Origin of the sequence: Verrucomicrobium sp., from assembly GCA_028283855.1 — a bacterium.
Lineage (GTDB): Bacteria > Verrucomicrobiota > Verrucomicrobiia > Methylacidiphilales > GAS474 > GAS474.
In genome coordinates this window covers 200478-227218 of the sequence record JAPWJX010000009.1, presented here as the reverse complement: position 1 = coordinate 227218, position 26741 = coordinate 200478, and the positions used below count along the sequence as shown (strand labels likewise).

Sequence of the window (26741 nt, the reverse complement as noted above, 5' to 3'; positions counted from 1 at the left end):
GATGAGCTCCAAGCTCCTCGACCTGGGCAGCGTTTCGCTCCGGCGGCGGGCCACCGGCAATATCTGGGCCAAATTGGCCCGGATCACCCAGCTCCTTTTGGCGCTGGGTGTGGTGGCCGTCGTCCTGGCCTGCTTCCTGCCGGTGATCCGGCAGGTGCAGCGCCTGCAGGCCGAGAAGGAGCGCCTGGCGCAGCTGATCGCCCTGGAGCAATCCTCCAACCGCCAGGGGAACCGCCAGTTCGAGCTGCTGAAATCCAATCAGGAATACATCGAGCGGATCGCCCGCGACCGCCTCAACCTGGGCAAGCCCGGCGAGGTGATCTTCCGCTTCGACCCCTACTCCGCCAAGGGGAAGGCGAACTCCTCCACTCCGGCCCCCGCGCCCTCCACCCGTTGAAACTCCGCCGGCTCTTCCTTTGCCTGGCTGCCGTCATGGGCCTGGCCTCTTCTCTCCCCGCCCAGGAAACGGCGCCCGCTTCCACGGCGGCGCCTTCCACGGCCTCCCTAGCTCCCGCGCCCCAGGCCCGGGAATACCTCATCGTGAGCGGCGGCCCCGCCCTGCGCTTCTTTGAGCGGGGGAAGAAAAGCTCCCATGACATCTATTGGGGCAACTTCATCCGGGGTGCCCATCTCCGCATCAAGCAAATCATGGCGGAAAAGGCCCCGCAGGACGAGGTGACCTGGATCGTCTTCCGCCCGGCCTACCTGCGGCGCGGGGAGGAGATGGGGGAAAAACTGCTGCCGCAGATCATCAAGGAAGCCAACGAGGACGGCGTCTCCCTCTTCTGGTTCGACACCACGCCGGAGCTGATCAATTACGTCAACCAGGGCAAAAACCGCGCCGTAGAGCCCATCATCGACTTCGAGTTCTTCGGCCACTCCAACCGGAACTGCTTCCTCTTCGACTACAGCAACGATTTCGACGCGATGGCGATGAACTTCTTTCACGCCCGCGCCATCCGCTACCTGGAGCCCGGCGCCTTTGCCCAAGGAGCCACGGCCAAGAGCTGGGGCTGCCACACCGGCGAGTATTTTAGCGACGTCTGGAAACGGCACCTCGGCTTCCTCATGACCGGCGCCATCGGCAAGACCGACTACGCCAACGGCTCGATCCCCGTCGTCTCCCGCGGCGGCAAATGGAACCAATGAAATCTCTTTTCTCCCTCCTGACGGCGCTCCTTCTCCTGGCCCTTGGCGCGTTTGCCCAGGAGACCGCCTCCACGAACGCCCCGGCCCCCGCGGCCCCTCCCACGCCTTCCGCCGTGGCCCCTCCGGCCCCTCCGGCCACTGCGCCGGAGACGGAAGAGCCGGTGGAGCGCGCCATGCCCATTCCCCGCATGCCGCTTCCGGCCGCGCCCGCGGGCGTGGTCAGCCAGGAATTCATTGCCCACCGCTTCTTCGAGTCGAAAATCGACAGCGGCGGCTGGGGTTGGGTCCGCCTGCCCAACGAAGGCTGGAGCCGCGGTCGTTGGGTCGCCCTGCGGGAAACGCCGGGCGTCGCCGTGGCCCCCTGGCGCTATAAAGGCGGGGACAAAGGCGACGACCAAAACTACGAATACCGCCTGCGCGGCTACATCGCCCCCTACCAGGTCTACGATCCCCACACGGACGAGATGCTCGACGTCTTCGTCCTGGAAAAGATCGAGCAGGTCCTCGGCCCCGCCAAGCCCCTGGGCCTGCGTCCCGGCCCGAAGACCCGCCGCCACCAATTGGTTCCAGCCCCCCAGCACGAACACAGCGTCTGAGCCATTGCCAAGCCTGGCCAAAACACTAGCATCAACCCCCATGCGCACCCTGTTCCTCCGTCTCGGCTGGCTGGCCGTCCTTCTGGCCGTCGCCGCCTTCTTCATTCCCTGGGTCAAACTCCAGGTCGCCCCCTTCAACCGCGTCGCCGAGCGCGAGCAGCTGGTCAACCAGCTTAACGGGGCCGCCTCCGCCTCCTGGGGCGCCACCTACTTCTCCCTGCGTGACGAGGATTCCCGCGTCGCCTTCGACAAGCCCCTCAATGGGGAGAGCGCCATGAACCTGATCTCCATGTCCCATAGCGCCCAGCCCCTGGACCAGCAGATGATCCAGCAGATTTCGGAGTCGTTCAACGTCGGCTCCTCCGGGAACACCGTCCTCATCATCTACCTGCTGCCCGCGCTGACCGTGCTGGGCATGGTGCTCTACACCATCGCCTTCGGCTCCCGCACCATCCTCCTTTTGACGGGCCTGATCTCCGCCGGCGTCTACTTCCTGGCCCGCTACAGCCTGGACGCTTCCTTCCTGGACCGCACGGTAAGGGGAGTCGTTCCGGGCCTCGGCCTCTGGATCACCCTTTACTGCCTGCTTCTGGTCGCCTTCTTCCTTCTGCTCGGCGCGCTGCTTCCCATCGGCAAGCGCTAGTTCTCCGTGGGTCGCTTCTGGCAGGTTCTCCGGCAGCCGGATTTCTTCCGGCTATGGTTCGGGCAGATCATCAGCTCCATCGGGGACCGGTTCTACCAATGCGCCCTGCTCACGGTCGTACTGGGGCTGAACCAAGGCACCCAGATCGGCAAGGAAAGCGCGCGGGTCATCTTCGTCGGCATGCTGCCGGGGCTTCTCTTCGCCCCCCTCATCGGCTGGGTCATCGACCATTGCAACCGGCGGCGGGTCCTGATCTTTGCCGATCTCTCCCGCGTCCTCCTGGTCTCCGTCCTCATCGCCATCTGGTTCCTCCTGCATAACCTAGGCTGGGTTTACGTCATCGTCTTCTTCATCGGGGGGATGAACTCCCTCTTCATTCCCGCGCGTCAGGCCGCCCTGCCGCAGCTGGTGCCCCCCGCCGACCTCATCCCGGCCAACGCTCTCATCGCCATGGTGGGCGTCATCGCCAGCCTCGTTGGCACCTTCTGCGGCGGCTTGGTGGCCTCCATCTTCGGGGCGCGGGCCAGCTTCTTCATCACCGCCTTCGGCTTTGCCGCTTCGGCCTACTTCATCCTGCGGATCGCCGCCGACCTAAAACCCGCGCCCCGTACGGAGAAGCACGGAACGTGGAAGCAGATCGCCGCCGGCTGGCAATACGTGCGGGAGAATCCGCCGACCCAGTGGATCATCGTGCTGAACACCCTCTTCGCCTTCGTCACCGGGTTCTTCATGATTTCCGTGCTGGAATTCGCCGTCGGCCACCTCGATCTCTCCGTCCTGCACCATGGCGTCGCAGCCTTCGGGCGCTTTCTTTCCCGCGTCGCGCCCAGGCCGCCCGTCATCAACATGCCGCTCATCGCCATCGGCCTCATGCTGGGTGCGATGGGCGCGGGCCTGGGCCTCGGCAGCCTGACCTGCGGCTCCTCCCGCAGATGGACCCGCAGCGCGGCTCTGCCCTTCGTAAGCTTCGTCGGCCTCGGCCTTCTTTTGGCGGGCTTCGGGCACCTGCACGGATACATGAAGGCCCTTCTGGTCTGCGTTATCCTGGGCTGGAGCAGCGCCCTCTTCGTCATTCCCATTGAGGCGCGCCTCCAGGCGGAGGTGCCCAACGCGTGCCGTGGCCGCCTCTTTGCTCTGCGGAATTTCTGCACCTCGGTGGCCTTCCTCGTCGCGCTGGCGCTCCATCTCAACGGGGAACTGCTCAGGATCCTAGGCCCCTCGCTTCTCATCACCTGCCTGGGCGGGGGGATGGCTGCCTTCGGCCTGGGCGCCGCCTGGCTGAACCGGCGCAATCTCCAGGCGCTCTGGCACCCCCTCCAAGAAGCCGCGTGAACCGGGACACGGCGCTCTCCCAGGCGCAGACCCTTTTCGAGCAAGGGGCCTACGCCGAAGCCCACGCCATTTTGGAATCCCTGCCCGCCCCGCGCGACCACCGCGTCTGGCGCGCCCTGGGGCTCTTAAACCTGCGCCTGGACCGTCCCGAAGCCGCCGAGACGGCTTTCCAGGAGGCCGTTTCCCTCCGTCCGGACGATCCGGAGATCCGCTTCAGCCTGGCCCTGCACCGCCTTTCCCAGGGGGATTTCAAGCGGGGTTTCGAGGATTACGAGGCACGGATGGAATTCGGCCAAGCCGTAGCCACTGTCTACACCCGCCGCGCTCCGTTCTGGGACGGCAAGCCGTTGGGCCCCGAAACGCCGCTGCTCATCCACTGCGAGCAGGGCTTCGGCGACTCGATCCAATTCATCCGCTTCCTGCCCCGGGTGCGGGAACGCGCGCAAACGCTCTACCTGGCCTGCCACCGGGAGCTTTACCGGCTCCTGGCCGATATGCCCGGCGTGCCGGTCTTCACCCAGGACCATGAGATCCCGCCCTTCGCCCGCCAGCTTCCGCTCCTCTCCCTGGGCCGCATTCTGGAGGTGACGCCGGAGACGATCCCGACGCCGATCCCCTATCTGTCCGTTCCCGCCGCCCCGCTGCCCCCCAGTCCGCGTCCCCGGGTAGGCCTTGTTTGGAGGGCCAAGCCGCCCGGCGGCCGCAACCGGACGATCCCTCTGGAATCCCTACGCTCCCTGGCCGGATTGCCGGTTGACTGGGTGCTCCTGCAAAAGGACGTCACGCGGGAGGAGGCGGCCTTCCTTCAGGAAGTCCTGGGCGCGGAGGAGCGGGGCTCCGGCTTGCGGGATTTCCGGGAAACGGCGGAGATCATGCAGGCGCTCGACCTCGTTGTGACGGTCGACACTTCCTCCGCCCATTTGGCGGGAGCGCTGGGACGGCCAGGATGGGTTCTCCTGCCGCAATGGGCCGACTGGCGCTGGGCCGGGAAAAACGGCCGCTCCATTTGGTATCCGACGCTGGAGCTTTTCCCCCAGGAACGGGAAGGGGACTGGACGGCGCAGATCGCCGCCGTGCGGCGGCGGCTAGGCGCTGCGTGACGCCAGCTTGGCGACCAAGGCCCGCTCCACATGGGCCGGGACAAAGGCGCCGATCGGCCCATTGAGGGAACAAACCTGCCGGATCATCGAGGAACTCAGGTAGGTATAAGACTCCCGCGGCATGAGAAAAACGGTCTCGATCTGAGGGGCCAGATTCCGGTTCATGAGGGCCAACTGGAATTCGAACTCGAAATCGGAGATGGCCCGAAGGCCGCGCAGGATGGCGCACGCGCCTTCCTTTTTCACGAAATCGACCAACAGCCCGTCAAATGTGGCGACCCGAAATGGCTTCGGAAAATCCTTGGCCACCTCTTGAGCCATTTGGCACCGCTCCTCGATGGTGAAGAGGGGATTTTTGGAAGCGTTCGTGGAAACCGCTAGGATGACCTCGTCGAACAGGTTTTGCGCGCGGGCCAGGACGTCCAGGTGGCCGTTGGTGATCGGGTCGAAGCTGCCCGGGTAGATCACCTTGCGCGGCGTGCTCATGCCTGGCGCTCGATGTCGGCGCCCACCTGGCGCAGCTTCTCGTCGATCCGCTCGTAGCCGCGGTCGATGTGGTAGACGCGGTTGACTTCCGTCGTGCCCTGGGCGGCCAGGCCGGCCAGGACGAGGGCGGCGGAGGCGCGCAGGTCGGAGGCCATGACGGGGGCCCCGTCCAGCTCGGCGACACCGCGCAGGATGGCGGTGCTGCCCTCCAGGTCGATGTTGGCTCCCATGCGCTTGAGCTCGCTCAGGTGCATATAGCGGTTCGGGAAGATCTTTTCCGTGACGGCGCTGATGCCGGGGGTCATGGCCAGCAGGGCGCAGAACTGGGCCTGCATGTCGGTGGGGAAGCCGGGATAGACCTCCGTGACGAGGTCGAGGGGCTTGAGCGGCGTGCCCACGCGCACGCGCAGGGAGTCACCGGCGGGCTCCAGCAGCGCGCCGCTCTTCCGCAGCGGCTCCAGGATGTTCTCCATGTGGGAGCAGTCGACGCCTTCCAGGGTCAGGTCGCCGTTGGTGATAAGGCCCGCGATGACGAAGGTGCCCGCCTCGATCCGGTCGGGAATGACCGTGTGCTCCGCGCCGTGGAGGGGCGTGCCGCCGTCGATCTCGATGTGCTTGGTGCCTTGGCCGCGGATCTTCGCGCCCATCTTGGCCAGGAAATTGGCCAGGTCCTGCACCTCGGGCTCGGCGGCCGCGTTCTCGATCCGCGTCGTGCCGGAAGCCGCGGTGGCGGCCATCATGACGTTGTCCGTGCCCAGCACGGTGGAGCCGAACTTGCCGCCCAGGGGAATCTCGGCGCCCTTGAGTCCCGCGCCGGAGGTGACGACGATGTTTCCGTCCTCGCTCTCCACATGCGCGCCGAGGGCTTCCAGGCCGCGCAGGTGAATGTCGATCGGGCGATCGCCGATGACGCAGCCGCCGGGGAGGGAAACCGTCGCGCGGCCGCAGCGGGCCAGGAGGGGGCCCAGGACGCAGATGGAGGCGCGCATCTTGCGGACCAGCTCGTAGGGAGCCTCGGAATGGATCTTCGCCGCGCAGACGCGGACGGTGCCGTCCTTGAAGGAAACCTCCGCACCAAGGTGCTCCAGGATTTCCAGCATGTAGCGCACGTCGCTCAAATCGGGGACGCGGTGGAGGACGCACGGCTCCGGGGTGAGGAGGGTGGCCGCCAAAATGGGAAGGGCCGAGTTTTTAGAGCCGCTGATGGCAATCTTGCCGCGGAGGGGCTTGCCGCCCTTGACGATCAACTTATCCATGTGAATTTCTACCTATGAGGATGCGGGCAACCCCGCGCAAGTCTTTTATGGCTTCCACCGCCCCCCAGCCCGCCGCGCGGAGGGCTTCCTCCACGGCGGGGGCCTGGCCTTCGGCAATTTCCAGGGCAATCCAGGGAGCGCGGCCGGAAGCCTGGGCGATCAGGCGGCGGATGACGTCGAGGCCGTCCGGGCCGCCGTCCAGGGCCATGCGGGGTTCTTGCAGGACTTCCCGGCCCACGGTGCCGTCTTCCAGCCAGGCGGTGGGAATATAGGGGAGATTGGCGACGACGGCCTGAAAATCGCCGGAAAGAGGTGCCAGGAGATCCCCTTCATGGAAGGAAAGGTTGGCCAGCCCCTCGCCATTTTTCTTCGCCACGGCCAGGGCGGCGGGGCTGATGTCCACGGCGTGGACGGAAAGGGAGGGAAGCTTCCGCGCCAGGCTGACGGCCAAGGTGCCGCTGCCGACGCCGATGTCGGCCACGGGCCCTCCGGCGGGGTCGAGGCGGGCGACCATGGCCTCCAGGAGCAGCTCCGTTTCCGGTCGGGGAATGAGGACGTCCGGCGTGACGGCGAAGCGTTCCCCGGCGAATTCCGCGAAGCCCTGGACGTATTGGAGCGGCTCCCCTTGGGCGCGGCGCTTCACCAAGGGGCGGAGGACGTCCAGGACGGAAGCGGGCACCTCCTTGTCGAACTCCATGTAGAGCTGGAGCCGCTTTTTTTGGAGCCCTTCGGCGAGCATCAGCTCGGCGGTAAGGCGGGGGGAATCGACGCCGTTGCGGGCGAAGTATTCCCCCGTCTTCTCGATGAACTCGAGCGTCGTCATGCCGCCGCGGCGGCGGTTCCGGCGTTTAGGTTTTCCAGCTTCGCCTTGAGGTCGGCGGACATCAGCTCCTGGAGGAGGACTTCGATCTGGCCGTCCAGGAAGTTGGGCAGGTCGAAGGTGCTGAAGTTGATCCGGTGGTCGGTGATCCGGTTTTGGGGGAAATTGTAGGTACGGATCTTCTCCGTGCGGTCGCCGCCGCCGATCTGGCTTTTCCGGTTCTGGGAATACTTGGCGGCCTCCGCCTCCTGCTTTTGCTGGAGAAGGCGGGAGCGAAGGACGGAGAGGGCCTTTTCCCGGTTCTTCAGCTGGGAGCGGCCGTCCTGGCAGCGGACGATCATGCCGGTGGGGATGTGAAGGACCTGCACGGCGGAGTCGGTCGTATTCACGCCCTGGCCGCCGGGGCCGCCGGAGCGGCAGACCTCGATGCGGAGGTCGTCCGGCTTGATCTCGACGTCGACCTCCTCCGCCTCCGGCAGGACGGCGACGGTGGCGGTGGAGGTGTGGATACGCCCCTGGGCTTCGGTGGCCGGGACGCGCTGGACGCGGTGGACGCCGCTCTCAAACTGCATTTCCTTATACGCGCCGGGGCCGGAGAGCTGGAAGATGACTTCCTTGAGGCCGCCCAACTCTCCCTGGCTGATTTCGTGCAGCTCCTGCTTCCAGCCGCGCGTCTCCGCGTAGCGGGTGTACATGCGGTAGAGATCGGCGGCGAAGAGGGCCGCCTCGTCCCCGCCGGTGCCGGCACGGATTTCGATGATGGTGTTGCGGTCCTCGTTCTCGTCCGGGGGCAGGAGGGCGATCTGCACCGCCTCGTCCAGGCCGGGAGCCTCCGCGTTGAGGCGGTCCAGCTCTTCCTGGGCCATCTGGCGCATCTCGGCGTCGCCGCCCGCGTCCTGGAGCATGGTTTCCGCTTCCTCCCGTTCCTTGCCGCACTTTTCCCAGCGGTCGCAGGTGGCCAGCGTCTCCTTCAATCGGGAATGTTCGCGGGTAATCTGGCGCGCCTTGGCCGGATCGGCGTAGAGGTCCGGGCTGGAAAGGGCGCTTTCCAGTTCCTCGAAGCGGCGGCGGAGGGAGGCGATGTGGGGGCGGAAATCCATAAAGCAAAGGGCGGAGGGCCTTTCGGCCCTCCGCCCATATACTATATCGAAACTCGGAACGCTAGCTGCGCTTCGTGCTGGTCAGCATCGTCTTGCCGAAGCGGCGCGTGAACTTCTCGACGCGGCCGGCGGTGTCGACGAACTTCTGCTGGCCGGTGTAGAAGGGGTGGCAGGAGGCGCAGATGCCGATGCGCAGGTTGTCGCGGGTGGAACGGGTGTTATAGGTGGCCCCGCAGGCGCACACGATGGTCGTAGCCGTGTACTCGGGATGGATGTCAGTTTTCATGGCGAAGGGTTAATGTATCGGGAAGGGGAGCCTTTTTGCAATCACGAAATGTGGTCGATCCCGGAGCCCCGGCTGACTTCCACGGAAGCCCGGGCGGACCGGACGGCGGCGCCCAGTTCCAGCCCCTTGCGGTAGCACCATTGGGTAAAGGGGGTGTCCGGGAGGGGTGTCTGGCGGTTTAGGAAGGCGTGGGCGGCTTTGGGATCGGCTTTGCCGTCTGGAGCCAGGAGATCGGGCAGGGCCTCGGCAAAGGCCCGGAAAACCTTCGGCGCGGCGGTTTTGGAGGCAATGGCGGCGTCCAGGAGGTGGTTCAGCATCTTCGGCTCGGTCGCGCCGCAGTATTCGTATCGGGAAAAGGAATTCCGCAAACTGCCCAGGGCCTGTCCCGCCTGAGGGCCGGCGGCCAGGGCCAAGGCCACGACTTTGTCCGCCAGGGGACGGTCCAGCCGTCCGGCTTCTTCCAGCCGGGAAAAGGTGAGCACGAGGTTCGGCAGCGGCTCGTGAAGGGGGACGGCCCCTTTTTGGGCGGCCAGGGTGCGGGCTACGGCGGCGTCCAGCAGGTTCTCCCGGATATAACGGGTCGCCAGGCGTTCCTCAGGGGTATGGATGGCCAGGATCATTCCTTTAATTCGGCTATTGCCGAAGGCTCCGGCTCCTATTCCTTGAACTTCGCGGCGATGAGGCAGGCGTTATGTCCGCCGAAGCCGAAGGAGTTGCTCAAGGCGTAGTCGAACTGATGGGGCCGCGCCTTGTGGGGGACGAAGTCCAGATCGCACCCCTCATCGGGGTTGTCCAGATTGATGGTGGGGGGCAGGAGCTGGTTTTCCAGCGCCTTCACGCAGGCGATCAGCTCGACGGACCCGGCCGCGCCGAGGGTGTGGCCGGTCATCGACTTGGTGGAGCTGACGGGGATCTTGGTCTGTTCGCCGAAGACGGCCTTGATGGCTTTCACCTCGGAGACGTCGCCCAGGCCGGTGGAGGTGCCGTGGGCGTTGATGTAGCCGATCTGCTCCGGCTTGAGGTTGGCCTTCTTGAGGGCCCCTTCCATCGCCTTCTTGGCGCCCTGCCAGTCGGGGGAGGTCATGTGGTAGGCGTCGCAGGTGGTGGCGTAGCCGACGATCTCGCCCAGGATGGGGACGCCGCGGCGCTTGGCGTGCTCCAGTTCCTCGATGACGACGACGCCGGCGCCCTCGCCCAGGACGAAGCCGTCCCGCTCCTTGTCCCAGGGACGGGAGGCGCGGGTGGGGTCGTCGTTGCGCGTGCTCATGGCTTTCATGGAGGCGAAGCCGGAGAGGCCCAGGGGGACGACGGCGGCCTCGCTGCCGCCGGCGACGGCCACGTCGACGTCGCCGTCACGGATGAGGCGCCAGGCCTCGCCCACGGATTGGGCGGAAGTGGCGCACGCGGTGACGACGGCGAAGTTGGGCCCGCGGAAGCCGAACTCGATGGCGATCATGCCGGAGGCCATGTTGCTGATCATCATCGGGATCATGAAGGGGGAGACGCGGCCCGGCCCCTTCTGCATCAGATTGGTGTGCTGCTCTTCCAGCGTCTTGAGGCCGCCGATGCCGGAGCCGATGATGGTGGCCACGCGGTCCAGGTCGATGGAGGCGTCGCCTTCCAGCTTGGCCTGGGCGACGGCTTCCTTGGCGGCCGCCATGGCCAGCTGGGAGTAGCGGTCGGCGCGGCGGGCGTCCTTCGGGTTCTTGAAATGGGCGGCGGGCTCGAAGCCCTTCACTTCGCCCGCGATGCGGCAGTCATAGCCGGTCACGTCGAAGAGGGTGACGGGACCGATGCCGCTGCGGCCGGCGGCCAGGCTATCCCAAAAGGATTGAACGTTGCTCCCGTTGGGGGCGAGGGCTCCCATCCCGGTGATGACGACGCGGCGTTGGCTCATAAAAGTGAAGGAGAAATGTTCTATACGAAGAAAAAGGGCGCCCGGCAAGGGGCGCCCTTTCTTTTCCGGTAAGACGGGCGGAGGGTTATTCCTCGACCTTGTCTTCGATGTAGCGGACGACGTCGCCGACGGTCTGGAGCTTTTCGGCTTCCTCGTCGGGAACTTCGACGTTGAACTCTTCCTCGAACGCCATCACCAGCTCGACGGTGTCGAGGGAGTCGGCGCCCAGGTCCTCGATGAACTTGGCGGCGGGGGTGACCTGCTCGGGGTTCACGCCCAACTGCTCAACGATGATCTCTTTGACGCGCTCTTCGATCGATTTTTCAGCCATAAATTTTCGGTTACTTTCTTAAAGGTTGCAGGGTAGTTAGAAAGGCGGGTGTTTTTTGGCAACAAAAAAGTTTTTACATCACCATGCCGCCGTCGACCACGATGGGCTGGCCGGTGATATAGGCCGCTTCCGGGCCTGCCAGGAAGCCCACCAGGGCCGCCACGTCCTCCGCCTTGCCGAAGCGGGCCAGGGGCACCTGCTGGAGCACCTTGTCCTTCACTTCCTGGGGCAGGCCGCTGGTCATGTCGGTCTCAATAAAGCCCGGGCAGACGGCGTTGCAAGTGACGCCCCGGGAGGCCAGCTCCCGCGCCACCGACTTGGTGAAGCCGATGAGGCCGGCCTTGGAGGCGGCGTAGTTGGCCTGGCCGGCGTTGCCGACGAGGCCGATGACGGAGGCGATGTTGACGATGCGGCCGGAGCGCTGCCGGACCATCTGGCGGCTGACGGCCTTGGTCCAGTTGAAGGCGCCCTTCAGGTTGGTGTTGAGGACCACGTCCCAGTCCTCCGCCGTCATGCGCATGAGGAGGGTGTCCCGCGTCAGCCCGGCGTTGTTCACCAGGACGTCGAAGGTTTCGAACTTCTCGCTGATTTCCTTCACGGCGCTTTCCACCGCGTTGAAGTCGGAGACGTCGACCGCGTAGGCGTGGGCCTGGCGGCCCAGGGCCCGCACGGCTTCCACGGTTTCCTTCACCGACTCCAGGGAGCGGCTGACGCAGGCGACGTTGGCGCCCATCTGGGCCAGGCGCAGGGCGATGGCGCGGCCGATGCCGCGGCTGGCTCCGGTGACGATGGCGTTCTTATTTTGCAAAGGCATGATGCTTTTCTTTCCAGTCCTGGAGGGTGGAGATGGAGACGCAGGCGGCGGCCGCCTCCGCGTCGGTCCGTTTGAGCAGCCCGGCCAGGACGGCGCCGGGGCCAAACTCGACAAATTGGGTGACTCCCGCGGCGATCAATGCGCGGATGCATTCCTCCCACCGGACGCTGCCGGTGATCTGGCGGGCCAGGAGGGGGCGGATTTCCGCCGGATCGGTGACCAGGGCGCCGCTGAAGTTGGCGGCCACCGGCACGCGGGGGGGCTGCAGGGAGGCCTGGGCCAGCTCCGGCTCCATCGCCTTTTCGGCGGAGGCCATCAGGCGGGAATGGTAGGCCCCGGCGACGTTCAGGGGCAGGGCGCGGCGGATGCCCTTTTCCTTGGCGACTTCCAGGGCCTTCGGCACGGCGTCCTTAGGCCCGGAGAGGACGATCTGGCCGGGACAGTTGTAGTTGGCCACGTCGAGGCCCGCCGCCTCGGCGACGGCCTGGGCGGTGGCGTTGTCCGCGCCCAGGAGGGTGAGCATGCCGCCCTGGGTGGCGCGGCAGGCCTCCTGCATGAGCGCCCCGCGCTTATGGACCAAGCGGAGGCCGGTCTCAAAATCGAAGGTGCCCGCGGCGGCGTGGGCGGTGTATTCGCCCAGGGAAAGACCGGCCGTGGCGGCGAAGTCGAAGTCCGGGATCTCCTTCCGGGCCAGGGTCAGGAGGGCGTAGCCGTGGACGTAGAGGGCGGGCTGGCAGACGTCGGTATCGGTCAGGCGCTCCTCCGGCCCCTCAAAGCAGATTTTGCTGAAGGGGAAGCCGAGGATCTCGTCGGCGCGTTCGTATAGGGCGGCGATTTCAGGGATTTCCCAGAGGTCGCGGCCCATGCCGACGTGCTGGGCACCCTGACCGCTGAAGAGAAGGGCGCGTTTCATGTGGAGCCGATTTAAATCACCCTTGCAAAAAGGAAAGGCAAGGCTTTTATGCGACTACTTAATTTAATAGCCGAATTCTACTCATGTCCTCTTTCGTAAAAAATAGCGCCAAGCTGGCCGTCCTTGAAGCAGCCTTCCTCGCCGGAACGGCCCACGCCCAGCCGGTGAACGTGCAGGCGCTCGTGGACAACGACAAATTTCAGCGCCTGGCGTTGGAGGGAGCCAAGCGCAGCGCGGAGCTGGCGGGCGGCATTGCCGGGGGCGTGGCCCTCTTCGTCGGCATTGGCCTGGCCGTGGAGATGCGGAAGAAGAAGGCCGATTGCGGCCGCGGCGGCCTCGTCGACTAAGCCGCGTTTAGGACCGGGCCCAATAGCTCCGCCTGCCAGGAGCACCACCGGCTTTCGCCGATCAGGCGTTCGGCCCCCGCCTTCCCCTCTTGGGCCAAGGTAAAGAGCGTCGCCTTGGGAGCGAGCAAGGAAGGATCCAGCTGGAGCTTGTGGGCAATCTCGTCCCGGCCCTTTTTCAATTTTTCGACCCGGCGGTCGACGGCGGTGTCCCGGCGCGCCCGGGGTTCCGAGGGGAGGTGGGGGATGGGCGGCGCGGCCTTGCCCACGCGGAGGGCTTCCTGGAAGCGGAGCCCGCGGGCGCCGCGGCAGCCGCCGGGATAGAGGGAACCGGGCAAATGGTCATTCTTCCGGTGAGCGTCGGACCAGGCGGCGATTTCCACCAGGCGGTCACCGTTGACGATCTTGAAGGTGGGGACGTCCCGCTCCTTCGCCTCCGCCTCCCGCCAATGCCATAGGGCGCGCAGGATCGGCAGGGCGCTTTCCTCCAGCTTGCTGGAGCCGTTGATCCGCCAGACTTCCTCGGGGTCGAACTCCTTCGTGATCCGGCTGGTGCGGACAACCTTGGCGCACGATTCCTTGTGCCACTCCAGGCGGCCCAGTTCCTTCAGCCGGGCGGTGAGGTGCTCCCGGATGCCGTCCAGGTAGAAGACGTCCTGCGCGGCGTAGTCGAGCATCGCCGGGGTGAGGGGGCGGGCGGACCAGTCTGCCTTCTGGCTGGCCTTGCTCAGGGTGATGTTGAAGAAATAGTGGACCAGCCCGGCGTAGCCGATCGCCTTCAGGCCGCAGAGCTGCGCGCCGATCATGGTGTCAAAGACCTCCGGCGGCTCCGGCGCGCCGATCCGGCGCATGAGCCGCAGGTCGAAGTCCGCCCCCTGGATGATCCAGGGCACGGCGGTGGTGACTTTCCAGAAGGGGGCCAGCGTTTCCCAGGGGATCGCAATGGGGTCGATCAGGAGGGTTGTCTTCCCCAGGCGGACGGAGGCCAGGCAGACGCTCTCCTTGTAGTGGTGCATGCTGTCCGCCTCAGTGTCGAGGGCCAGCCAACCGGTTGGCTGCAGGGCGGAGACCGCCTTTTCCAAGGCGGCGGGGGTATCGATCCAGACGGCGGCGGACATGGACAAAATCTAAGGGGAGCGTTAGCTTTAGGGGTCTATGAGTCTTCTCTCGGCCGTTGCCGACCGTTTTTCCAGAATCTCCTTTTCCAACGACGAAATCAAGCGGTATGGCCGCCATCTCATCATGCCGGAGTTCACCCTGGCCGGGCAGCAGAAGCTCAAGGCCGCCCGGGTCCTGACCATCGGCACCGGGGGCCTGGGCTCCCCCCTGCTGGCCTATTTGGCCGCCGCCGGCATCGGAAAGATCGGCTTGGTCGACTTCGACACCGTCGACTACTCCAACCTCCACCGCCAGATCATCCACAAGACCCGCAACGTGGGGAAACCGAAGATCGCCTCCGCCATCGAGACGATGAAAGAGATCAATCCCTACGTGCAGGTGGAGGCCTACGAGACCTCCTTCCGCTCCGACAACGCCCTGGAGATCATCAAGGACTACGACATCGTCGTCGACGGCACGGATAATTTCCCCACCCGCTACCTGGTGAACGACGCCTGCGTCCTCACCGGCAAGCCGAACGTCTACGGCAGCATCTTCCGCTTTCGACGGGCAGGCCTCCGTCTTCTGGGGGGAAAAGGGCCCCTGCTACCGCTGCCTCTACCCGGAGCCGCCGGAGCCCGGCATGGTCCCCAGTTGCGCCGAAGGCGGCGTCCTGGGCGTCCTGCCCGGCGTCATCGGCGTCATCCAGGCCATCGAGACGGTGAAGCTGGTCGTCGGCGTGGGAGAGCCCCTCATCGGCCGCCTCCTCCTCTTCGACGCGCTGAAGATGAAGTTCCGCGAGCTGAAGCTGCGCAAGGACCCGAAGTGCCCCATCTGCGGGCCAAACGCCACCATCCGCGAGCTGATCGACTACGAGGCCTTCTGCGGCATGCAGGCCGTCCCCACCGCGGAAACCCAAGCCCAGGGCGTGGGAGAGACGACCGTGGCCGATCTCAAGCGGGACCTGGACGCCGGCAAGGACTTCGACCTCATCGACGTGCGCGAGCCGCAGGAATACGAGATCGCCCGCATTCCCGGCGCGCGCCTCATCCCCCTGGGAGAGCTGCCCCACCGCATTCACGAGCTGGACAGCAGCCGGGAAATCGCCGTCCTCTGCAAGGTCGGCGGCCGCAGCGCCAAGGCGGCGAAGTTCCTCCACGATTCCGGCTTCCGCAAGATCAAGAACGTCGTCGGCGGCATCGACGCCTGGAGCCATGAGATCGACCCTTCCGTGCCGACCTATTAGCCCCGTCGCCGCCACGAAGGAGCAGGAGGACGTGGCCACCCACGTCCACGAGGCCTTCGAAAAAGGGTGGGGCGTCATCGTCTGGAACGACCCCATCAACACCATGTCCTACGTCACCTTCGTCTTCCAAAAGGTGCTGAAGATGCCGCGCCTGGACGCGGAGAAGCACATGATGGAAGTCCACACGAAGGGGAAGAGCCTGGTGGCCACGGAGACGCGGGAGCACGCGGAGCTGATCGTCCACCAGCTCCAGTCCTTCGGCCTGCAAGCCACCTTGGAGAAGGCATGAAGGCCCATTTCGCAGAGGGGATGCTGGCCCTGGAGTTCGAGAACTCGGAGAAGGAGCTTCTCATCCTCTCCCTGGTCGAGACCTTCAACATGTACGAGATCGACCCCGCGCAGTTGCCGGAGCGGCTCCAACGTTACTGGACCGGCCTCCTCTCCACCCGGCAGGCCCAGGACGCCGACCTGGAAGAGGCCGCCTCCGACCTGCGGGACACCCGCCTGGCCTGGCGCTCCGACCGGGCCAAGCTCCTGGAGCAGTGGCTCGGCGCGGAAGGGAACCTGACCGGGGAGGGGGACGACCTCTTCACCCTGGACGACGACGAGATCGAGGCCTTCCTGGCCATCCTCAACGAGCGGCGGCTCCTCCTGGCGGCCCTCAACGGCATCGGCGAGACTCAGATGGACGTCAATCCGGCGGCCCTGCCCACCCGGGAGATGCAGCGGGCCGTCTGGGAGATTCACTTCCTGGCCTACGTGATGGAAAACTGCCTGGCGGCTTTGAGCGATGGCGGAAGCGAGTCGTAGGCTTTTCTGGCTCCAGGCTGCGGCCATTCTCCTGGCCGGGTTTTGGGTCTTTGCCCCCGCCCTTTCCGGCGAATGGCTCTGGGACGACGACTTCCAGATCACCGCCAACCGGCCGATCCAGGAACCGGGCGGCCTGCTCAAAATCTGGTTCGCCCCCACGGAGCCGGACTACTTCCCGCTTAAGTCGACCCTGCAATGGATCCAATGGCAGCTCTGGGGCGGGCACGCCCTAGGCTATCACCTGGCCACGCTGGGCATGCACCTTTTGGCCGCCTTCCTCCTGTGGCGGCTTTTGGCGAAGCTCTCTGTCCCCGGCGCATGGCTGGCGGGGCTCCTCTTCGCCATTCACCCGGTCGTCGTCGAGTCGGTCGCCTGGATCGCGGAGGAAAAGAACACCACCGCCCTGCCGCCGCTTCTCCTGGCCATGAGCGCCTACGTCGCCTTCCACGCCCACGGGCGGCGGTGGGACCTTTGGATCGCCGTGGCCTGGTTCGCCGCGGCGATGCTCTGCAAGACCTCCGTCGTCATGCTCCCCTTCATCCTCCTGCTCTACGTCTGGTGGCGGCGGGGGGACTTGGAGGCGCGTGACTTCTTCTCCATCATTCCGTTCCTAGCCGTCGCGCTGGTGCTGGGCCTCGTCACGGCCTGGTTCCAGGCCCACCGGACCGCCGGAGCCGTGGCTAGCGGATCGCCGCTCCACGCGCTCCTTTTCTATTTCTGGAAAGCGGTCTGGCCCTTCGGGCTTTTGCCCATCTACCCGCCCTTTGCCCCCTCCCTCCTCTGGCTCGCCTTCCTGCCGGTCCTGGCGCTGGCCCTCTGGCTGGGATGGAAGACCTGGGGCAGGGGATTCGTCTTCGGCGTCGGCTTCTTCGTCCTCAACCTGGTGCCGGTGCTGGGCCTTATCCCGATGTCTTACCTTCAGTTCTCTCCCGTGGCCGACCACTTCGCCTACCTCTCCCTGATCGGCATCGTCGGCCTGGCGGCGGCGGGGGCGGAAAAAACCCGGCGGCGGCTGCGGGACGGGCGGCGCCGGACGGTCACAGGCCTCCTGGTTCTGGCTGTGCTACTCCTTTCCCTCGCGGGACGGGAGGACGCCGTGGTCTTTCACGATCAAGAGGCCTTCTGGTCCGCCGTCATGGCCCGGAACGCCCAGTCCTGGCTGGCCCAATACAACATGGCCCTGGTCCGCGCCAAGCAAGGCCGCATGGAAGAGGCCGTGGAGGGTTTCCGGGGCTCCCTGGCCCTTAAGCCCGACCAGCCGGAAGCCCGTAACAACCTGGCCCTCTCCCTGGCCGCCACGGGCCATCTGGAGGAATCGGCCGCGCAGTTCCAGATCCTCCTGCGGCTGACGCCCGATTCCCCGGTCGTCCACAATAACTACGGCATGCTCCTGGCCGGCATGGGCCGGATGGAGGAGGCCATCGCCCAATTCCGGGAGGCCCTGCGCCTGAAGCCCGATTACGTGAAGGCGCGGAATAATCTGGCGCGTCTCTTGGGGCAATAGCCGAATTACTCCGTAATGGAGTTCCCCCTCCTCAACCCGGAAAATGAAGCCGCCACGGCGGAGCTGGAGGCGCTGGCCCAGGAGCTGAACGAGGGTCTGGCGCCCCTGGAATCCTATCCGACCGAAGGGGCGCTCCTCCGGGGAAGGGGGGACGATTTCTTTCACCGGCAGGCGGAGAAACTCATCGCCGCCTCCACGCAGCACCATCGCCTCCTGCCTGGCGATGCGTTTCAGGACCGGGACCGCATCTCCTTCGACACTGGGGAAGTCCTTGTCTATCCGGACGGCGACCGCGTCGCCAAGGTCACGAAATACAAATACGATAAAGGCACCCAGCAACAGATCGACTATTTCGGCTTGGCCGCTTTCTGCGATCACGCCGATACCGTCCATCCTTTTGCCACCGTGGTGCACGCCTCTCCCGGCCAATATCTGGCCCGCCTGGCCCTGTCCAACCGGGTCTTCGGCGACGACAACCGCTTTGAAGGCGTTCTCGTCGACCGGCACGGCCATCCCCACATCGCCACGTCCCAGCATTACTTCAACTCGAAGGACAGCTGGACTTTGAGCCGGGAAGAGGCCGACCGGTTCATGGAAGAGCGCGGCTTTCTTCATCCTCCCGGCAGCTGGGGATGGCATCAGTATCTTCCCCAGGAAGGAATCGTGGCCGTCGACTTCAAGGCGGCCAATTTCATGCGCCGGGAAAACGGGCAGCCCTTTCCGATCGATTTGATCCTGAGCCGGGTCGACCCCCAGAAGTTCAAGGATTGGGGCTGGGAAAAGAAAGCCCCGGAGCCGCCCCGCCTTGCCGACATGTTTGCCGGAATCACGCTGCCCACCCACAAAATGGCTTTCCCCGAAAAAGCCGGCCACGAACGATAAAAGGGCATGAGCGCGCCATTACCCCTTAGACAGGAGATTCTCAGCCCGGAAAACGAGGCCGCCACGGCGGAGCTGGAGGCGCTGGCCCAGGCTTTGGGGAAGGGCGCGCCTTCCGTGGAAAGCCACGCCACCCTAAAACAGGCCAAACTGGCCCGTTCTTCCTCCTTCTTCGCGAAGCAGGCGGAAAAGCTCGTCGCCCTGGCGGCGGAGCGCCACGCCGTCCTGCCCGCCGACATGTTCAAGCACGTCCAGCTGATCTCCTCCCCGGACGATACCGCCGAAACAAACGTCTTCCTCATGCAGGAAGACCGCGTGCACAAGGTCACCCAGGGGATCAACTTCTTCGGCTACACGCTTTTTTACAACTCCCGGTTCAACTACATTGAGAACATCGAGGCCACGCCCGCGGAATATTTGGCGCGCCTCGCCCTGGCCAACCGTATCTTCGGGGCCGACAACCGTTTCGAGGGGGTCGCGATCGACGAGGACGGCGCCCCGCGTATCGTCACTTCCCAGCGTTACTTCGACTCGGAAGAGGAGGACCGCCCCATCCAGGAAATCGAAGTCGCCGAGCTGATGACCGGGGAGGGCTTCTGCGCCCGTCCCAGCGAGCGGGAATGGTACCGCCCGGAGGACGGCATCCTGGTGGACGACGCGCACGAGGACAACTTCCGGCGGCTGAAGAATGGGAACATCTTCCCGATCGACCTGATGCTGCTGAAGGTCGAGTCGTCAACATCCAGAAAAAGTCTGGAGGGGCAACCGCCCGCGCCGGAACGGTTCCCGCGACTCATCGCCGGCCTGCGGCGGCTTCACCTGGTTCCCCGGAAGAAGCAGCCGCAGACCGAGCAGGAGATCGGCTAGACCGGCACCTGCGGCAGCTTCCAGATGTCCTTGGCGTATTCCAGGATCGTCCGGTCGCTGGAGAACTTGCCGACGCGGGCGGTATTCAGGATGGCCATTTTGGCCCAGCGCTTCGGGTCCTTGTAGGCGGCGTCGACCTTTTCCTGGCACTTCACATAGTCGGCGTAATCGGCCAGGCAGAGGTAGGGATCGCCGCCGTCCAGCAGGCTGTGGCGCAGGGAGGCCAGGACGCCGGGCGGCTCGTCCGGGGTGAAGTGGTTGGAGCCGACCCAGTCGACGACGGTGCGCAGCTCCTCGTTGGCGTTGTAGTAATCGTGCGGGTTGTAGCCGCGCTTCCAGAGAGCCTCCACCTGATCCACGGTGAGGCCGAAGATGAAGATGTTCTCCCGGCCGACCTCCTCCATGATCTCCACGTTGGCGCCGTCCAGCGTGCCGATGGTCAGCGCGCCGTTGAGGGCCAGCTTCATATTGCCGGTGCCGGAGGCTTCCTTTCCGGCGGTGGAGATCTGCTCGGACAAGTCGGCGCCCGGGATGATCCGCTGCGCCAGGGAGACGCGGTAATTCGGCAGGAAGACGACCTTCAGCTTGCCGCCGATGCGCGGGTCGGAGTTGATCTTGGCCCCCACGGCGTTGATCGCCTTGATGATGGTCTTGGCCAGGTCGTAGCCGGGAGCGGCCTTCGCGCCGAAGATGAAGACGCGCGGGTGCATCGGGTAATTCGGGTCCTTCAGCAGGCGCCGGTAGAGCGTCAGGATGTGCAGCAGATTCAGGTGCTGGCGCTTGTATTCGTGCAGGCGCTTGATCTGGACGTCGAAGAGGGCGGCGGGATCGACCTCCACGCCGCACTCCTCGTGGATGATCTTCGCCAGGTCGCGCTTGTTCTCCAGCTTGATCTCCATGAAGCGGGACTGGAACTCGGGATCGTCCGCGTATTTTTCCAGGCCGCGGAGCTGGTCCAGGTCGCGCACCCAGCCGTCGCCGATCTTTTCCGTGATGAGGCCGGAGAGGCGGGGATTGGCCGCCAGGAGCCAGCGGCGGGGGGTGATGCCGTTGGTCTTATTGTTGATGCGGCCGGGGAAAAAGGCGTCGAAGTCCGGGAAGAGGTCCTTCTTCAGCAGGGCAGTGTGGAGCGCGGCCACGCCGTTGACGGAATGGCTGCCGACGACGGCCAGATGGGCCATGCGGATCGACTTGGGCGGGCCTTCGTCGATGAGGGAGAGGGCCCGCTTCCGCGCGACGTCGCCGGGCCAGCGCTTCTCCACCTCTTCCAGGTGGCGCTTGTTGATCTCGAAGACGATCTCCGTGTGGCGCGGCAGGACCTTGGAGAAGAGGGAGAGGCTCCACTTCTCCAGCGCCTCCGGCAGCAGGGTGTGGTTCGTGTAGCCGAAGGTCTTGGTAACGATGTCCCAGGCCTGGTTCCAGGGCAGCTCCTCCTCGTCGTGGAGGATGCGCATGAGCTCCGGGATGGCCACGGCGGGGTGGGTGTCATTGAGCTGAACGGCGACCTTTTCCGGGAACTGGGGCCAGAAGTTGCCCCGGGCTTTGAACCGGCGGATGATGTCCCGCAGGGAGCAGGCGACGAAAAAGTATTGCTGCACCAGGCGCAGCTCCTTGCCGTTCTCCGTCTTGTCGTTCGGGTAAAGGACCTTGGAGACAGTCTCGCCCAGGTTCTTGTCGCGGACGGCTTCCTGGTAGGCGCCGTCGCTGAAGGCGTTGAGGTCGAATTCCTCGGTCGACTTCGATTCCCAAAGGCGCAGGACATTGACCGTGTTCGTGCCGAAGCCCGCGACGGGGATGTCGTACGGGATGCCCAGGATGTGGCGGGTGTTCACCCAGTGGGAGCGGTAGTTGCCCTGGTCGTCGAAGACGTGTTCCACCTGGCCGTAGATGTCGATCTTCTGCTTGTACTCCGGCCGCATGACCTCCCACGGGCTGCCGAATTTGATCCAGCTGTCCGGATATTCGGTCTGGTAGCCGTTCTGGAACTTCTGGCGGAAGAGGCCGAACTCGTAGTGGATGCCGTAGCCGACGGCGGGAAGGTCGAGCGTGGCCAGGGAATCCATGAAGCAGGCGGCCAGGCGGCCCAGGCCGCCGTTGCCCAGGGCCATGTCGTATTCCTCGTTGCGGATGTCGTCCGGGTTGAGGCCCAGCTCCTTGAGGGCCTGAAATACCTCGTCATGGATGCCCGCGTTGTAGAGGTTGTTGCTCAGGAGGTGGCCCATGAGGAACTCCAGGGAAAGGTAATAGACCCGGCGGACGTTCTGCCGGTGATGGACGGCCATCGTGGCGATCATCCGCTCGATCAGCCGGTCCTGGACCGCCCGGGAGGTGGCCAGCCACCAGTGGCCGATCGTCGCCGTCTCCGGATCCCGCGCCAGGGTGAACTTCAGGTGATGCTCGATTTCCTTCTTCAGGGCGGAGGCCGACTTTTCCAGGGCGGACTTAAAGGGAGCGGGAGGCTGGGTCATTATCCCCACTCATAGCCGATTGTTCAGAGAAATGAACAAGGAAAAAACACTTGATTGCCAAGGAGAAGACCGGCATTCTCACCGTTCCCCTATGAGCAACTCGACCTTCGTTCAGGAAGCCCTCAGCATCGTTGGCACCCCGGAAGTTTTGATCAACGTCGTCTCCCGCCGTGTCCGCCTGCTGGGTCAGGGCGCCCGCCCGCTGGTCGAGGTCCATCCCCGCTGGACTCTGATGGAGATCGCGCTTCGCGAGATCGCCGATAAAAAGCTCACCTTCGAGCTCGTTGAGCCGAAGGATTCCCCCGCCAAGCTGAAGAAGTCGCCTAAGCGGCGCTCCAAGTAAGCCTTTCCGCCCCTCTGCGGGCGGCACGTCATGGGCGACGACGTCATCACGAACCGCAAGGCTCGCCACAGCTACCAGATCCTCGACACGTACGAGGCCGGCATGGCCTTGCGCGGCACGGAGGTAAAGTCCCTGCGCCTGGGCCGGGGCAACCTGGACGGCGCCTACGCCAAGATCGACAAGGGGGAGATCTGGCTCCACCAGTGCGACATCCAGCCCTACGACAAGACGGTCCACGACAACCACGAGGCCAAGGCCGTCCGCCGTCTCCTCCTCCACAAGGCGGAGATCCGCAAGCTCTTCGACCAGATCTCCGTCCAGGGGCGGACGCTGGTCCCCCTCAAGATTTACTGGAAAAACCGCAAGCTGAAGGTCCTCCTGGGCATCGGCGTGGGCAAAAACGCCCGGGACAAGCGCGAGGACATCAAGCAGGCGGAAGCCAAGCGGGACCTCGACCGCACCCTGCGTCGCCGATCCTGATTTTCGGGGACATTTCGGCCACAAATAGCCGAATTAATGGGGGATGCGAACGTTCGCCGAGCTGCAAGACCACCTGCGCGCCGTGACCGGCCAGGACGCCGCCCTTCTGGAAGGGGCCTGGACCCGCTACGATAAGAACGAGGACGGCACCCCCGGAGGCTGGGTCTGGAAAGGCCTGCGCATCGAGCCCGGCGTCCATATCGGGGAACACGCCGCCGTCTACGGCGCCATGACCGCCCTCTTAAAGGGCGCGCGGGTCGAGGGCGACTCGGTCGTCGGCCCCCATGTGATCCTTTCCGGCGGCACCGTCGTCTCCGGCGGCGCCCATGTGACCGGGGAAATCCCCGGCGATAAATCGCGGGATAAGAAAGACGCCTACGTCCTGCACGAAAGCCGTGTCGATGGAGCCGGGACCTGGGTCTGCCAGAGCGACTTGAACCAATCCTCCGTCCAGGACGGGGCCTGGAGCCTCCAGTCCCATCTCAACCAAGCCACCGTTTCCGATCCCGCCACCTTCGTCCACCAGACGGACATCGGCGCGCCCTGGAATGTCACCGCCGCTTACGGCAGCTCCGTCACGGTGAAGATCGATGCCCCCCGGGACACGGAAGAAACCATCGTCCGCAACGGCGCGCAGCTGGCCGATTGCCGGGTGGGACCGGGCGTCGCCGTGGACCGGGCCGTCTCCCGCAGCGGCCAGGAACTCCTTTCTTCCGACGAGTCGCTAACCCGGCCCGAAACGCTCGACGCCGCCGCACCCTCCAAGGAATGGATGCGGGAAGTCGCGTTCGGCCGTCCTTCTTCCGGCACGATTTCCCGTCCCCGGGAAAAGAAGCAAACCCGCGTGATGTGACGATGCGCACCTTCGCCGAACTCCGCACCCACCTCCGCGAAGTCACCGGCCGGGACGACTTGGCCCTGAACGAGGCCGAATGGTCCCGCTACGACGGGAACGCCGAAGGCCGCCCCGGCGGCTGGGTCCACCGCGACGCCCGGGTCGAGCCCGGCGTGGAGATCGGGGAGGACGCCGCCGTCTACGGGGAAGCCACCGTCCTGCGCACCAGCACCGTGGTGGGAGGTGATTCCATCATCGGCCCCATGGTCGACACCTCCGGCAGCGTCCTGATCGCGGACGGCGCCCACGTCACCGGGGCCAGCCAGGAAAAGCCCGACCTCCTTTACCCCACCTTCCTGCGGGACGGATGCCAGATCCTCGGCCCCGGCACCTGGGTCGCCCAATCGGAGCTGGCCGAAACCACCGTTCGCGACGGCGCGTGGGTCTACCAAAGCCGCACGGGCAACGCCCTGATTTCCGATCCCGCCACCGCCGTCATCCGCACCTCCATCGGCCAGATGCCGGAAGAGCCCCGGCCCGAGGATCCCGACTTGCCGCCCGGCGGGGAGGAGGAAAGGAACGAGCCGGAGCTGACGCAGATTCTCAACGGCGCCCAGCTCATCCGTTGCGCGGTGGGCCCCGGCGTCATCATCGACCTGCCCGTCTTTCTGCGGGACCGGACAGACTTGGCCGCCTCCAACCCCCATATCACGGCTAAGGAAACCCTCTCCCAGCTCCACCTGGACGAATTCTACGACCTGGAAGAAGAAGAGGAGGAGCCGCCCCGTTTCGAGGAAGCCGACTTCACCTCCAGCCGCAAACGCGGCAAAGGCGCCAAAGAAAAAGAGAAGGAAAAAGGCCCCTACAAAATGTAGGTCAGCGCCAGGGGACAACGTCCACCCGGCCGTCGGCGCGCAGTGTGATCCGCAGCGCGCCGCTCTCCTCCAAATTCCATACCGCGGACCTCAGGTCTTCCGGCGTCCGCGCCGCGCCCAGCAGCACCACGTTTACCGGCGCGATCCGCTCCAGCCATTCCGGCGTCAGGTTCGCCTCGGAGGGATGCTTCCCCTGCGCCAGGACGGCGGAACCTAAGTCCGGCGTCGCCCGGGCCACCCGCTCCTCGATGCCGAAGCCGACGTGGCCCGCGTAGAGAAAGCGCGCGCCGCGATAGTCGAAGCGGAGGACCAGCGCCCGGTCGGCGGCCAGCCGCGCTGCGGTCGCCTCGGCATCGGGGGAGAGGACTTCCACCGCCAATCCTCCGCCCAGGTCGATGCGGTCGCCCGCCCGCCATGCCTGCGGAGCCGCTTGGGAATCCATCCACGCCGCCGCCCACGGTCCCGCATGGGAAAGCCTGCCCGGCGGCGGAGCGAAGGCCGGGCCGCAGGGCAGGAGGCCGGGAAGAAGCGGCGCGGCCCCGGCTTCCGCCGCGCTCCACTCCGTCGCGCCGAATCCTGCCAGCCGGTTCACGCCCAAATATTTCCGGACCGGATCGACCTCATGAAAAAACGCGTAGGCGTTGCCCGGATTCACCAGCCACGCCTTGCCCCCATGCCGCAGCAGGATCATGGTGCCCCGTCCCGCCGTGGCCAGGGTGATCTCCGGGTCCGGTCCGGCCGCGTAATAGCCCGGCGCGACGTAGACAGAGGAATGCGGGATATGGGAAAGCAGGAGCACGACGCCCATAAGCAGCTTCACGAAGAGCCAATTGGCGTTATTGAGGAGGACCGCCCAGGGCGTCCACACGGCTCCGGCCAGGGTGAGCAAGCCCACCGTAAAGATGAGGCCGGTCAGCGGCACGCCGACGAAGTTGGCGGGCACGGTGGTCAGGCAGATCTGATGAAAGTAGGCCAGCTCCAGGCCGAAAGCCCCGATCCACGCCGCCGTGCAGGCGGCCAGGAGGCGGCTGGCAAAGCGGTTGGCCTGGTGCCGGGCCTTCTGCGCCGGGGTGGCCAGCCGGAGCGGGATGAAGGGATCCAGCGCGCCCGGCCGGGAAAAGGCCCGCGCCAGCCGGGGCGTGAGGAGGATCATGGAAAGCACGACGAGGAAGGAGAACTGGAAGCCGAGGTCGAGGGCCGCCTGGGGCGCCAGGGCCAGCACGGCCAGGAGCGTCAGAGACCAAAGGTGCAGGGCGGGAATCGGCCTGCCCACCAGCCACGCCGCCAGCACCACCGTGGCGGCGGTCAGGCCGCGCATCACGCTGGGCTGGCTCCCCGCCACCAGCGCGTAGAAGAGCAGGACCGGCGCGGCCAGCCAGCCCCAGCGCCAGCGGATCAGCCCGCAGAGCCGCAGCGCCGCCAAGGCAGCCGCCATGAGCAGGGCGACGTCCCCGCCGTTGGCCGAGAAGAGGTGATAGGCCCCGGTGTCGCGGAAGGAGAAAAGCGTCTCCGCCGGGACAAGGTGGCGCTGCCCCAGGACGATGCCCGCCAACACCTGCGCGGCCAAGGGATCGCCTTCCAGGCCCTTGGAGAGCTTTTCCACGCCCCACGCCCGGAGGGCCGCCGCGCCCCGGCCAAAGGCGGCAAGCATGCCGCCGCCCGCGTCGAGCCGCTCCGCGTCCCGCCCGGCGACGACGACCCGGTAGCCGACGCCCCGATGGGCCAGGAATTCCCGCGCGTTGAAGCGTCCCGGGGCGTCGGGGAGGGGAGGCAGGGCCAGGGGGCCCGCCAGGCGGACGTGCTGGCCCGCGCGCCAATCGGAATCGGTCCCCTTTATCTCCGCCTGGAAGCGGCCCTGGCAGGAGGACCATTCCCCCGCCGTCCGCCACCGTTCCGCCGCCACGATGAAGCGGGCCTGCCCGCCGCCCGCGTTGCGGCCCCGGCCGGGATAAAACTCAGGCACGGAGACGATCCGGCCTTCCCAGGTCGGATTATCGAACTTGGCCTGGGGGAGGGCGGCCAGGTCCCGCGGATCGGGATGGAGCTGGGGCAGGCGCAGGAAGAGGCCGCCCGCCGCCGCGCAAAAAAGGCAGAGGGCCAGGAGGGCGCAGGCCCGCCGGAGGCAGGCCCAAAGCAGGAGCCCCGCTACCGCCGCGCCGCCCAAGGGAACAAGCGGCAGGGAAAAGAAGCCGCCTGCCCAGCAGCCGAGGCCCAGGGACAGGGCGGGCAGGAAAAGCGGAGCGCGCGCCGGCTCGACCCGCTTTTCCAT

Annotated in this window: 30 protein-coding genes and 1 pseudogene; 18 read left to right on the top strand and 13 right to left on the bottom strand. The window is 65.8% G+C overall.

The window, feature by feature from the left end; translation table 11 throughout:
* The first annotated feature begins 1 nt into the window (after position 1).
* Genes PW734_12500 through PW734_12475 form a run of 6 tightly spaced genes read left to right on the top strand, consistent with a single transcriptional unit; the run spans position 2 to position 4820 of the window.
* On the top strand, positions 2 to 397 hold the full coding sequence (locus tag PW734_12500) for a septum formation initiator family protein (GenBank protein ID MDE1172005.1): 396 nt from the start codon (positions 2 to 4) through the stop codon (positions 395 to 397).
* The gene (locus tag PW734_12495; protein ID MDE1172004.1) at positions 394 to 1149 is read left to right on the top strand and encodes an acid shock protein; all 756 of its coding nucleotides are present in this window, start codon (positions 394 to 396) and stop codon (positions 1147 to 1149) included. Before PW734_12500 ends, PW734_12495 begins: the two co-directional genes overlap by 4 nt.
* Entirely contained in the window at positions 1146 to 1745 is a 600-nt protein-coding gene (locus PW734_12490) for a hypothetical protein (GenBank protein ID MDE1172003.1), read from the top strand. Before PW734_12495 ends, PW734_12490 begins: the two co-directional genes overlap by 4 nt.
* A 40-nt stretch (positions 1746 to 1785) precedes the next feature.
* On the top strand, positions 1786 to 2388 hold the full coding sequence (locus PW734_12485; GenBank protein ID MDE1172002.1) for a hypothetical protein: 603 nt from the start codon (positions 1786 to 1788) through the stop codon (positions 2386 to 2388).
* Between the two features lie 6 nt (positions 2389 to 2394).
* Positions 2395 to 3720: an MFS transporter gene (locus PW734_12480; protein MDE1172001.1), complete on the top strand. Its 1326-nt coding sequence runs from the start codon at positions 2395 to 2397 to the stop codon at positions 3718 to 3720.
* A complete protein-coding gene (locus tag PW734_12475; protein MDE1172000.1) occupies positions 3717 to 4820 on the top strand; it encodes a tetratricopeptide repeat protein in 1104 nt (367 codons plus the stop codon). Before PW734_12480 ends, PW734_12475 begins: the two co-directional genes overlap by 4 nt.
* Here the strand turns inward: PW734_12475 and coaD are convergent.
* From coaD to fabD, 10 genes are all read right to left on the bottom strand, one after another.
* Positions 4806 to 5306, bottom strand: a complete 501-nt coding sequence (gene coaD / locus PW734_12470; GenBank protein ID MDE1171999.1) for a pantetheine-phosphate adenylyltransferase — start codon at positions 5304 to 5306, stop codon at positions 4806 to 4808. The two genes, PW734_12475 and coaD, sit on opposite strands and share 15 nt — an antisense overlap.
* A complete protein-coding gene (murA, locus tag PW734_12465; GenBank protein ID MDE1171998.1) occupies positions 5303 to 6562 on the bottom strand; it encodes a UDP-N-acetylglucosamine 1-carboxyvinyltransferase in 1260 nt (419 codons plus the stop codon). The genes coaD and murA overlap by 4 nt, the downstream gene beginning before the upstream one ends.
* The gene (gene prmC, locus PW734_12460; protein MDE1171997.1) at positions 6555 to 7385 is read right to left on the bottom strand and encodes a peptide chain release factor N(5)-glutamine methyltransferase; all 831 of its coding nucleotides are present in this window, start codon (positions 7383 to 7385) and stop codon (positions 6555 to 6557) included. Before prmC ends, murA begins: the two co-directional genes overlap by 8 nt.
* Entirely contained in the window at positions 7382 to 8482 is a 1101-nt protein-coding gene (prfA, locus tag PW734_12455; protein MDE1171996.1) for a peptide chain release factor 1, read from the bottom strand. The genes prmC and prfA overlap by 4 nt, the downstream gene beginning before the upstream one ends.
* Before the next feature lie 61 nt (positions 8483 to 8543).
* Positions 8544 to 8768: a 50S ribosomal protein L31 gene (rpmE, locus tag PW734_12450; protein MDE1171995.1), complete on the bottom strand. Its 225-nt coding sequence runs from the start codon at positions 8766 to 8768 to the stop codon at positions 8544 to 8546.
* 41 nt (positions 8769 to 8809) lie between these two features.
* Positions 8810 to 9388 carry a hypothetical protein gene (locus tag PW734_12445; protein MDE1171994.1) on the bottom strand — a complete coding sequence of 193 codons (579 nt, stop codon included), beginning with the start codon at positions 9386 to 9388 and terminating at the stop codon, positions 8810 to 8812.
* A 35-nt stretch (positions 9389 to 9423) separates the two neighbouring features.
* Complete coding sequence (fabF, locus tag PW734_12440) at positions 9424 to 10665, bottom strand: beta-ketoacyl-ACP synthase II (GenBank protein MDE1171993.1); 1242 nt, start codon at positions 10663 to 10665, stop codon at positions 9424 to 9426.
* Positions 10666 to 10750: 85 nt separating this feature from the next.
* Positions 10751 to 10996: an acyl carrier protein gene (locus PW734_12435; protein ID MDE1171992.1), complete on the bottom strand. Its 246-nt coding sequence runs from the start codon at positions 10994 to 10996 to the stop codon at positions 10751 to 10753.
* A gap of 73 nt (positions 10997 to 11069) precedes the next feature.
* Positions 11070 to 11810, bottom strand: coding sequence for a 3-oxoacyl-[acyl-carrier-protein] reductase (gene fabG, locus PW734_12430; protein ID MDE1171991.1), 741 nt, complete (start codon positions 11808 to 11810; stop codon positions 11070 to 11072).
* Positions 11794 to 12723, bottom strand: coding sequence for an ACP S-malonyltransferase (gene fabD, locus PW734_12425; protein MDE1171990.1), 930 nt, complete (start codon positions 12721 to 12723; stop codon positions 11794 to 11796). The genes fabG and fabD overlap by 17 nt, the downstream gene beginning before the upstream one ends.
* 83 nt (positions 12724 to 12806) lie before the next feature.
* Between fabD and PW734_12420 the strand changes: the two genes are divergently transcribed.
* Positions 12807 to 13070 carry a hypothetical protein gene (locus PW734_12420; GenBank protein ID MDE1171989.1) on the top strand — a complete coding sequence of 88 codons (264 nt, stop codon included), beginning with the start codon at positions 12807 to 12809 and terminating at the stop codon, positions 13068 to 13070.
* Here the strand turns inward: PW734_12420 and PW734_12415 are convergent.
* Positions 13067 to 14185 (bottom strand): HRDC domain-containing protein, encoded by a 1119-nt coding sequence (locus PW734_12415; GenBank protein MDE1171988.1) that lies wholly within the window; start codon positions 14183 to 14185, stop codon positions 13067 to 13069. The genes PW734_12420 and PW734_12415 overlap by 4 nt on opposite strands.
* A gap of 124 nt (positions 14186 to 14309) precedes the next feature.
* Here PW734_12415 and PW734_12410 point away from each other — a divergent pair.
* From PW734_12410 to PW734_12380, 7 genes and pseudogenes are all read left to right on the top strand, one after another.
* Positions 14310 to 14669 (top strand): annotated as a pseudogene (locus PW734_12410) (HesA/MoeB/ThiF family protein).
* 139 nt (positions 14670 to 14808) lie between these two features.
* On the top strand, positions 14809 to 15411 hold the full coding sequence (locus tag PW734_12405; protein MDE1171987.1) for a rhodanese-like domain-containing protein: 603 nt from the start codon (positions 14809 to 14811) through the stop codon (positions 15409 to 15411).
* Positions 15380 to 15700, top strand: coding sequence for an ATP-dependent Clp protease adapter ClpS (gene clpS, locus PW734_12400; protein MDE1171986.1), 321 nt, complete (start codon positions 15380 to 15382; stop codon positions 15698 to 15700). The genes PW734_12405 and clpS overlap by 32 nt, the downstream gene beginning before the upstream one ends.
* A complete protein-coding gene (locus PW734_12395; protein ID MDE1171985.1) occupies positions 15697 to 16221 on the top strand; it encodes a hypothetical protein in 525 nt (174 codons plus the stop codon). Before clpS ends, PW734_12395 begins: the two co-directional genes overlap by 4 nt.
* The gene (locus PW734_12390) at positions 16202 to 17725 is read left to right on the top strand and encodes a tetratricopeptide repeat protein (protein ID MDE1171984.1); all 1524 of its coding nucleotides are present in this window, start codon (positions 16202 to 16204) and stop codon (positions 17723 to 17725) included. The genes PW734_12395 and PW734_12390 overlap by 20 nt, the downstream gene beginning before the upstream one ends.
* 15 nt (positions 17726 to 17740) lie before the next feature.
* Entirely contained in the window at positions 17741 to 18607 is an 867-nt protein-coding gene (locus PW734_12385; GenBank protein ID MDE1171983.1) for a hypothetical protein, read from the top strand.
* Between the two features lie 6 nt (positions 18608 to 18613).
* A complete protein-coding gene (locus PW734_12380; GenBank protein MDE1171982.1) occupies positions 18614 to 19471 on the top strand; it encodes a hypothetical protein in 858 nt (285 codons plus the stop codon).
* Here PW734_12380 and PW734_12375 read toward each other — a convergent pair.
* Positions 19468 to 21939: a glycogen/starch/alpha-glucan phosphorylase gene (locus PW734_12375; GenBank protein ID MDE1171981.1), complete on the bottom strand. Its 2472-nt coding sequence runs from the start codon at positions 21937 to 21939 to the stop codon at positions 19468 to 19470. The two genes, PW734_12380 and PW734_12375, sit on opposite strands and share 4 nt — an antisense overlap.
* 91 nt (positions 21940 to 22030) lie before the next feature.
* On the opposite strand from PW734_12375, the gene PW734_12370 reads away from it, so the two are divergent.
* The 4 genes from PW734_12370 to PW734_12355 are packed head-to-tail and all read left to right on the top strand — an operon-like array spanning position 22031 to position 24472.
* On the top strand, positions 22031 to 22282 hold the full coding sequence (locus PW734_12370; protein ID MDE1171980.1) for a DNA-directed RNA polymerase subunit omega: 252 nt from the start codon (positions 22031 to 22033) through the stop codon (positions 22280 to 22282).
* Positions 22283 to 22312: 30 nt separating this feature from the next.
* Positions 22313 to 22762, top strand: a complete 450-nt coding sequence (gene smpB, locus PW734_12365; protein MDE1171979.1) for an SsrA-binding protein SmpB — start codon at positions 22313 to 22315, stop codon at positions 22760 to 22762.
* A gap of 43 nt (positions 22763 to 22805) precedes the next feature.
* Complete coding sequence (locus PW734_12360; GenBank protein MDE1171978.1) at positions 22806 to 23615, top strand: hypothetical protein; 810 nt, start codon at positions 22806 to 22808, stop codon at positions 23613 to 23615.
* On the top strand, positions 23612 to 24472 hold the full coding sequence (locus PW734_12355) for a hypothetical protein (protein MDE1171977.1): 861 nt from the start codon (positions 23612 to 23614) through the stop codon (positions 24470 to 24472). Before PW734_12360 ends, PW734_12355 begins: the two co-directional genes overlap by 4 nt.
* Before the next feature lies 1 nt (position 24473).
* On the opposite strand, the gene PW734_12350 is transcribed toward PW734_12355, so the two are convergent.
* Positions 24474 to 26741, bottom strand: coding sequence for a ComEC/Rec2 family competence protein (locus tag PW734_12350; GenBank protein ID MDE1171976.1), 2268 nt, complete (start codon positions 26739 to 26741; stop codon positions 24474 to 24476).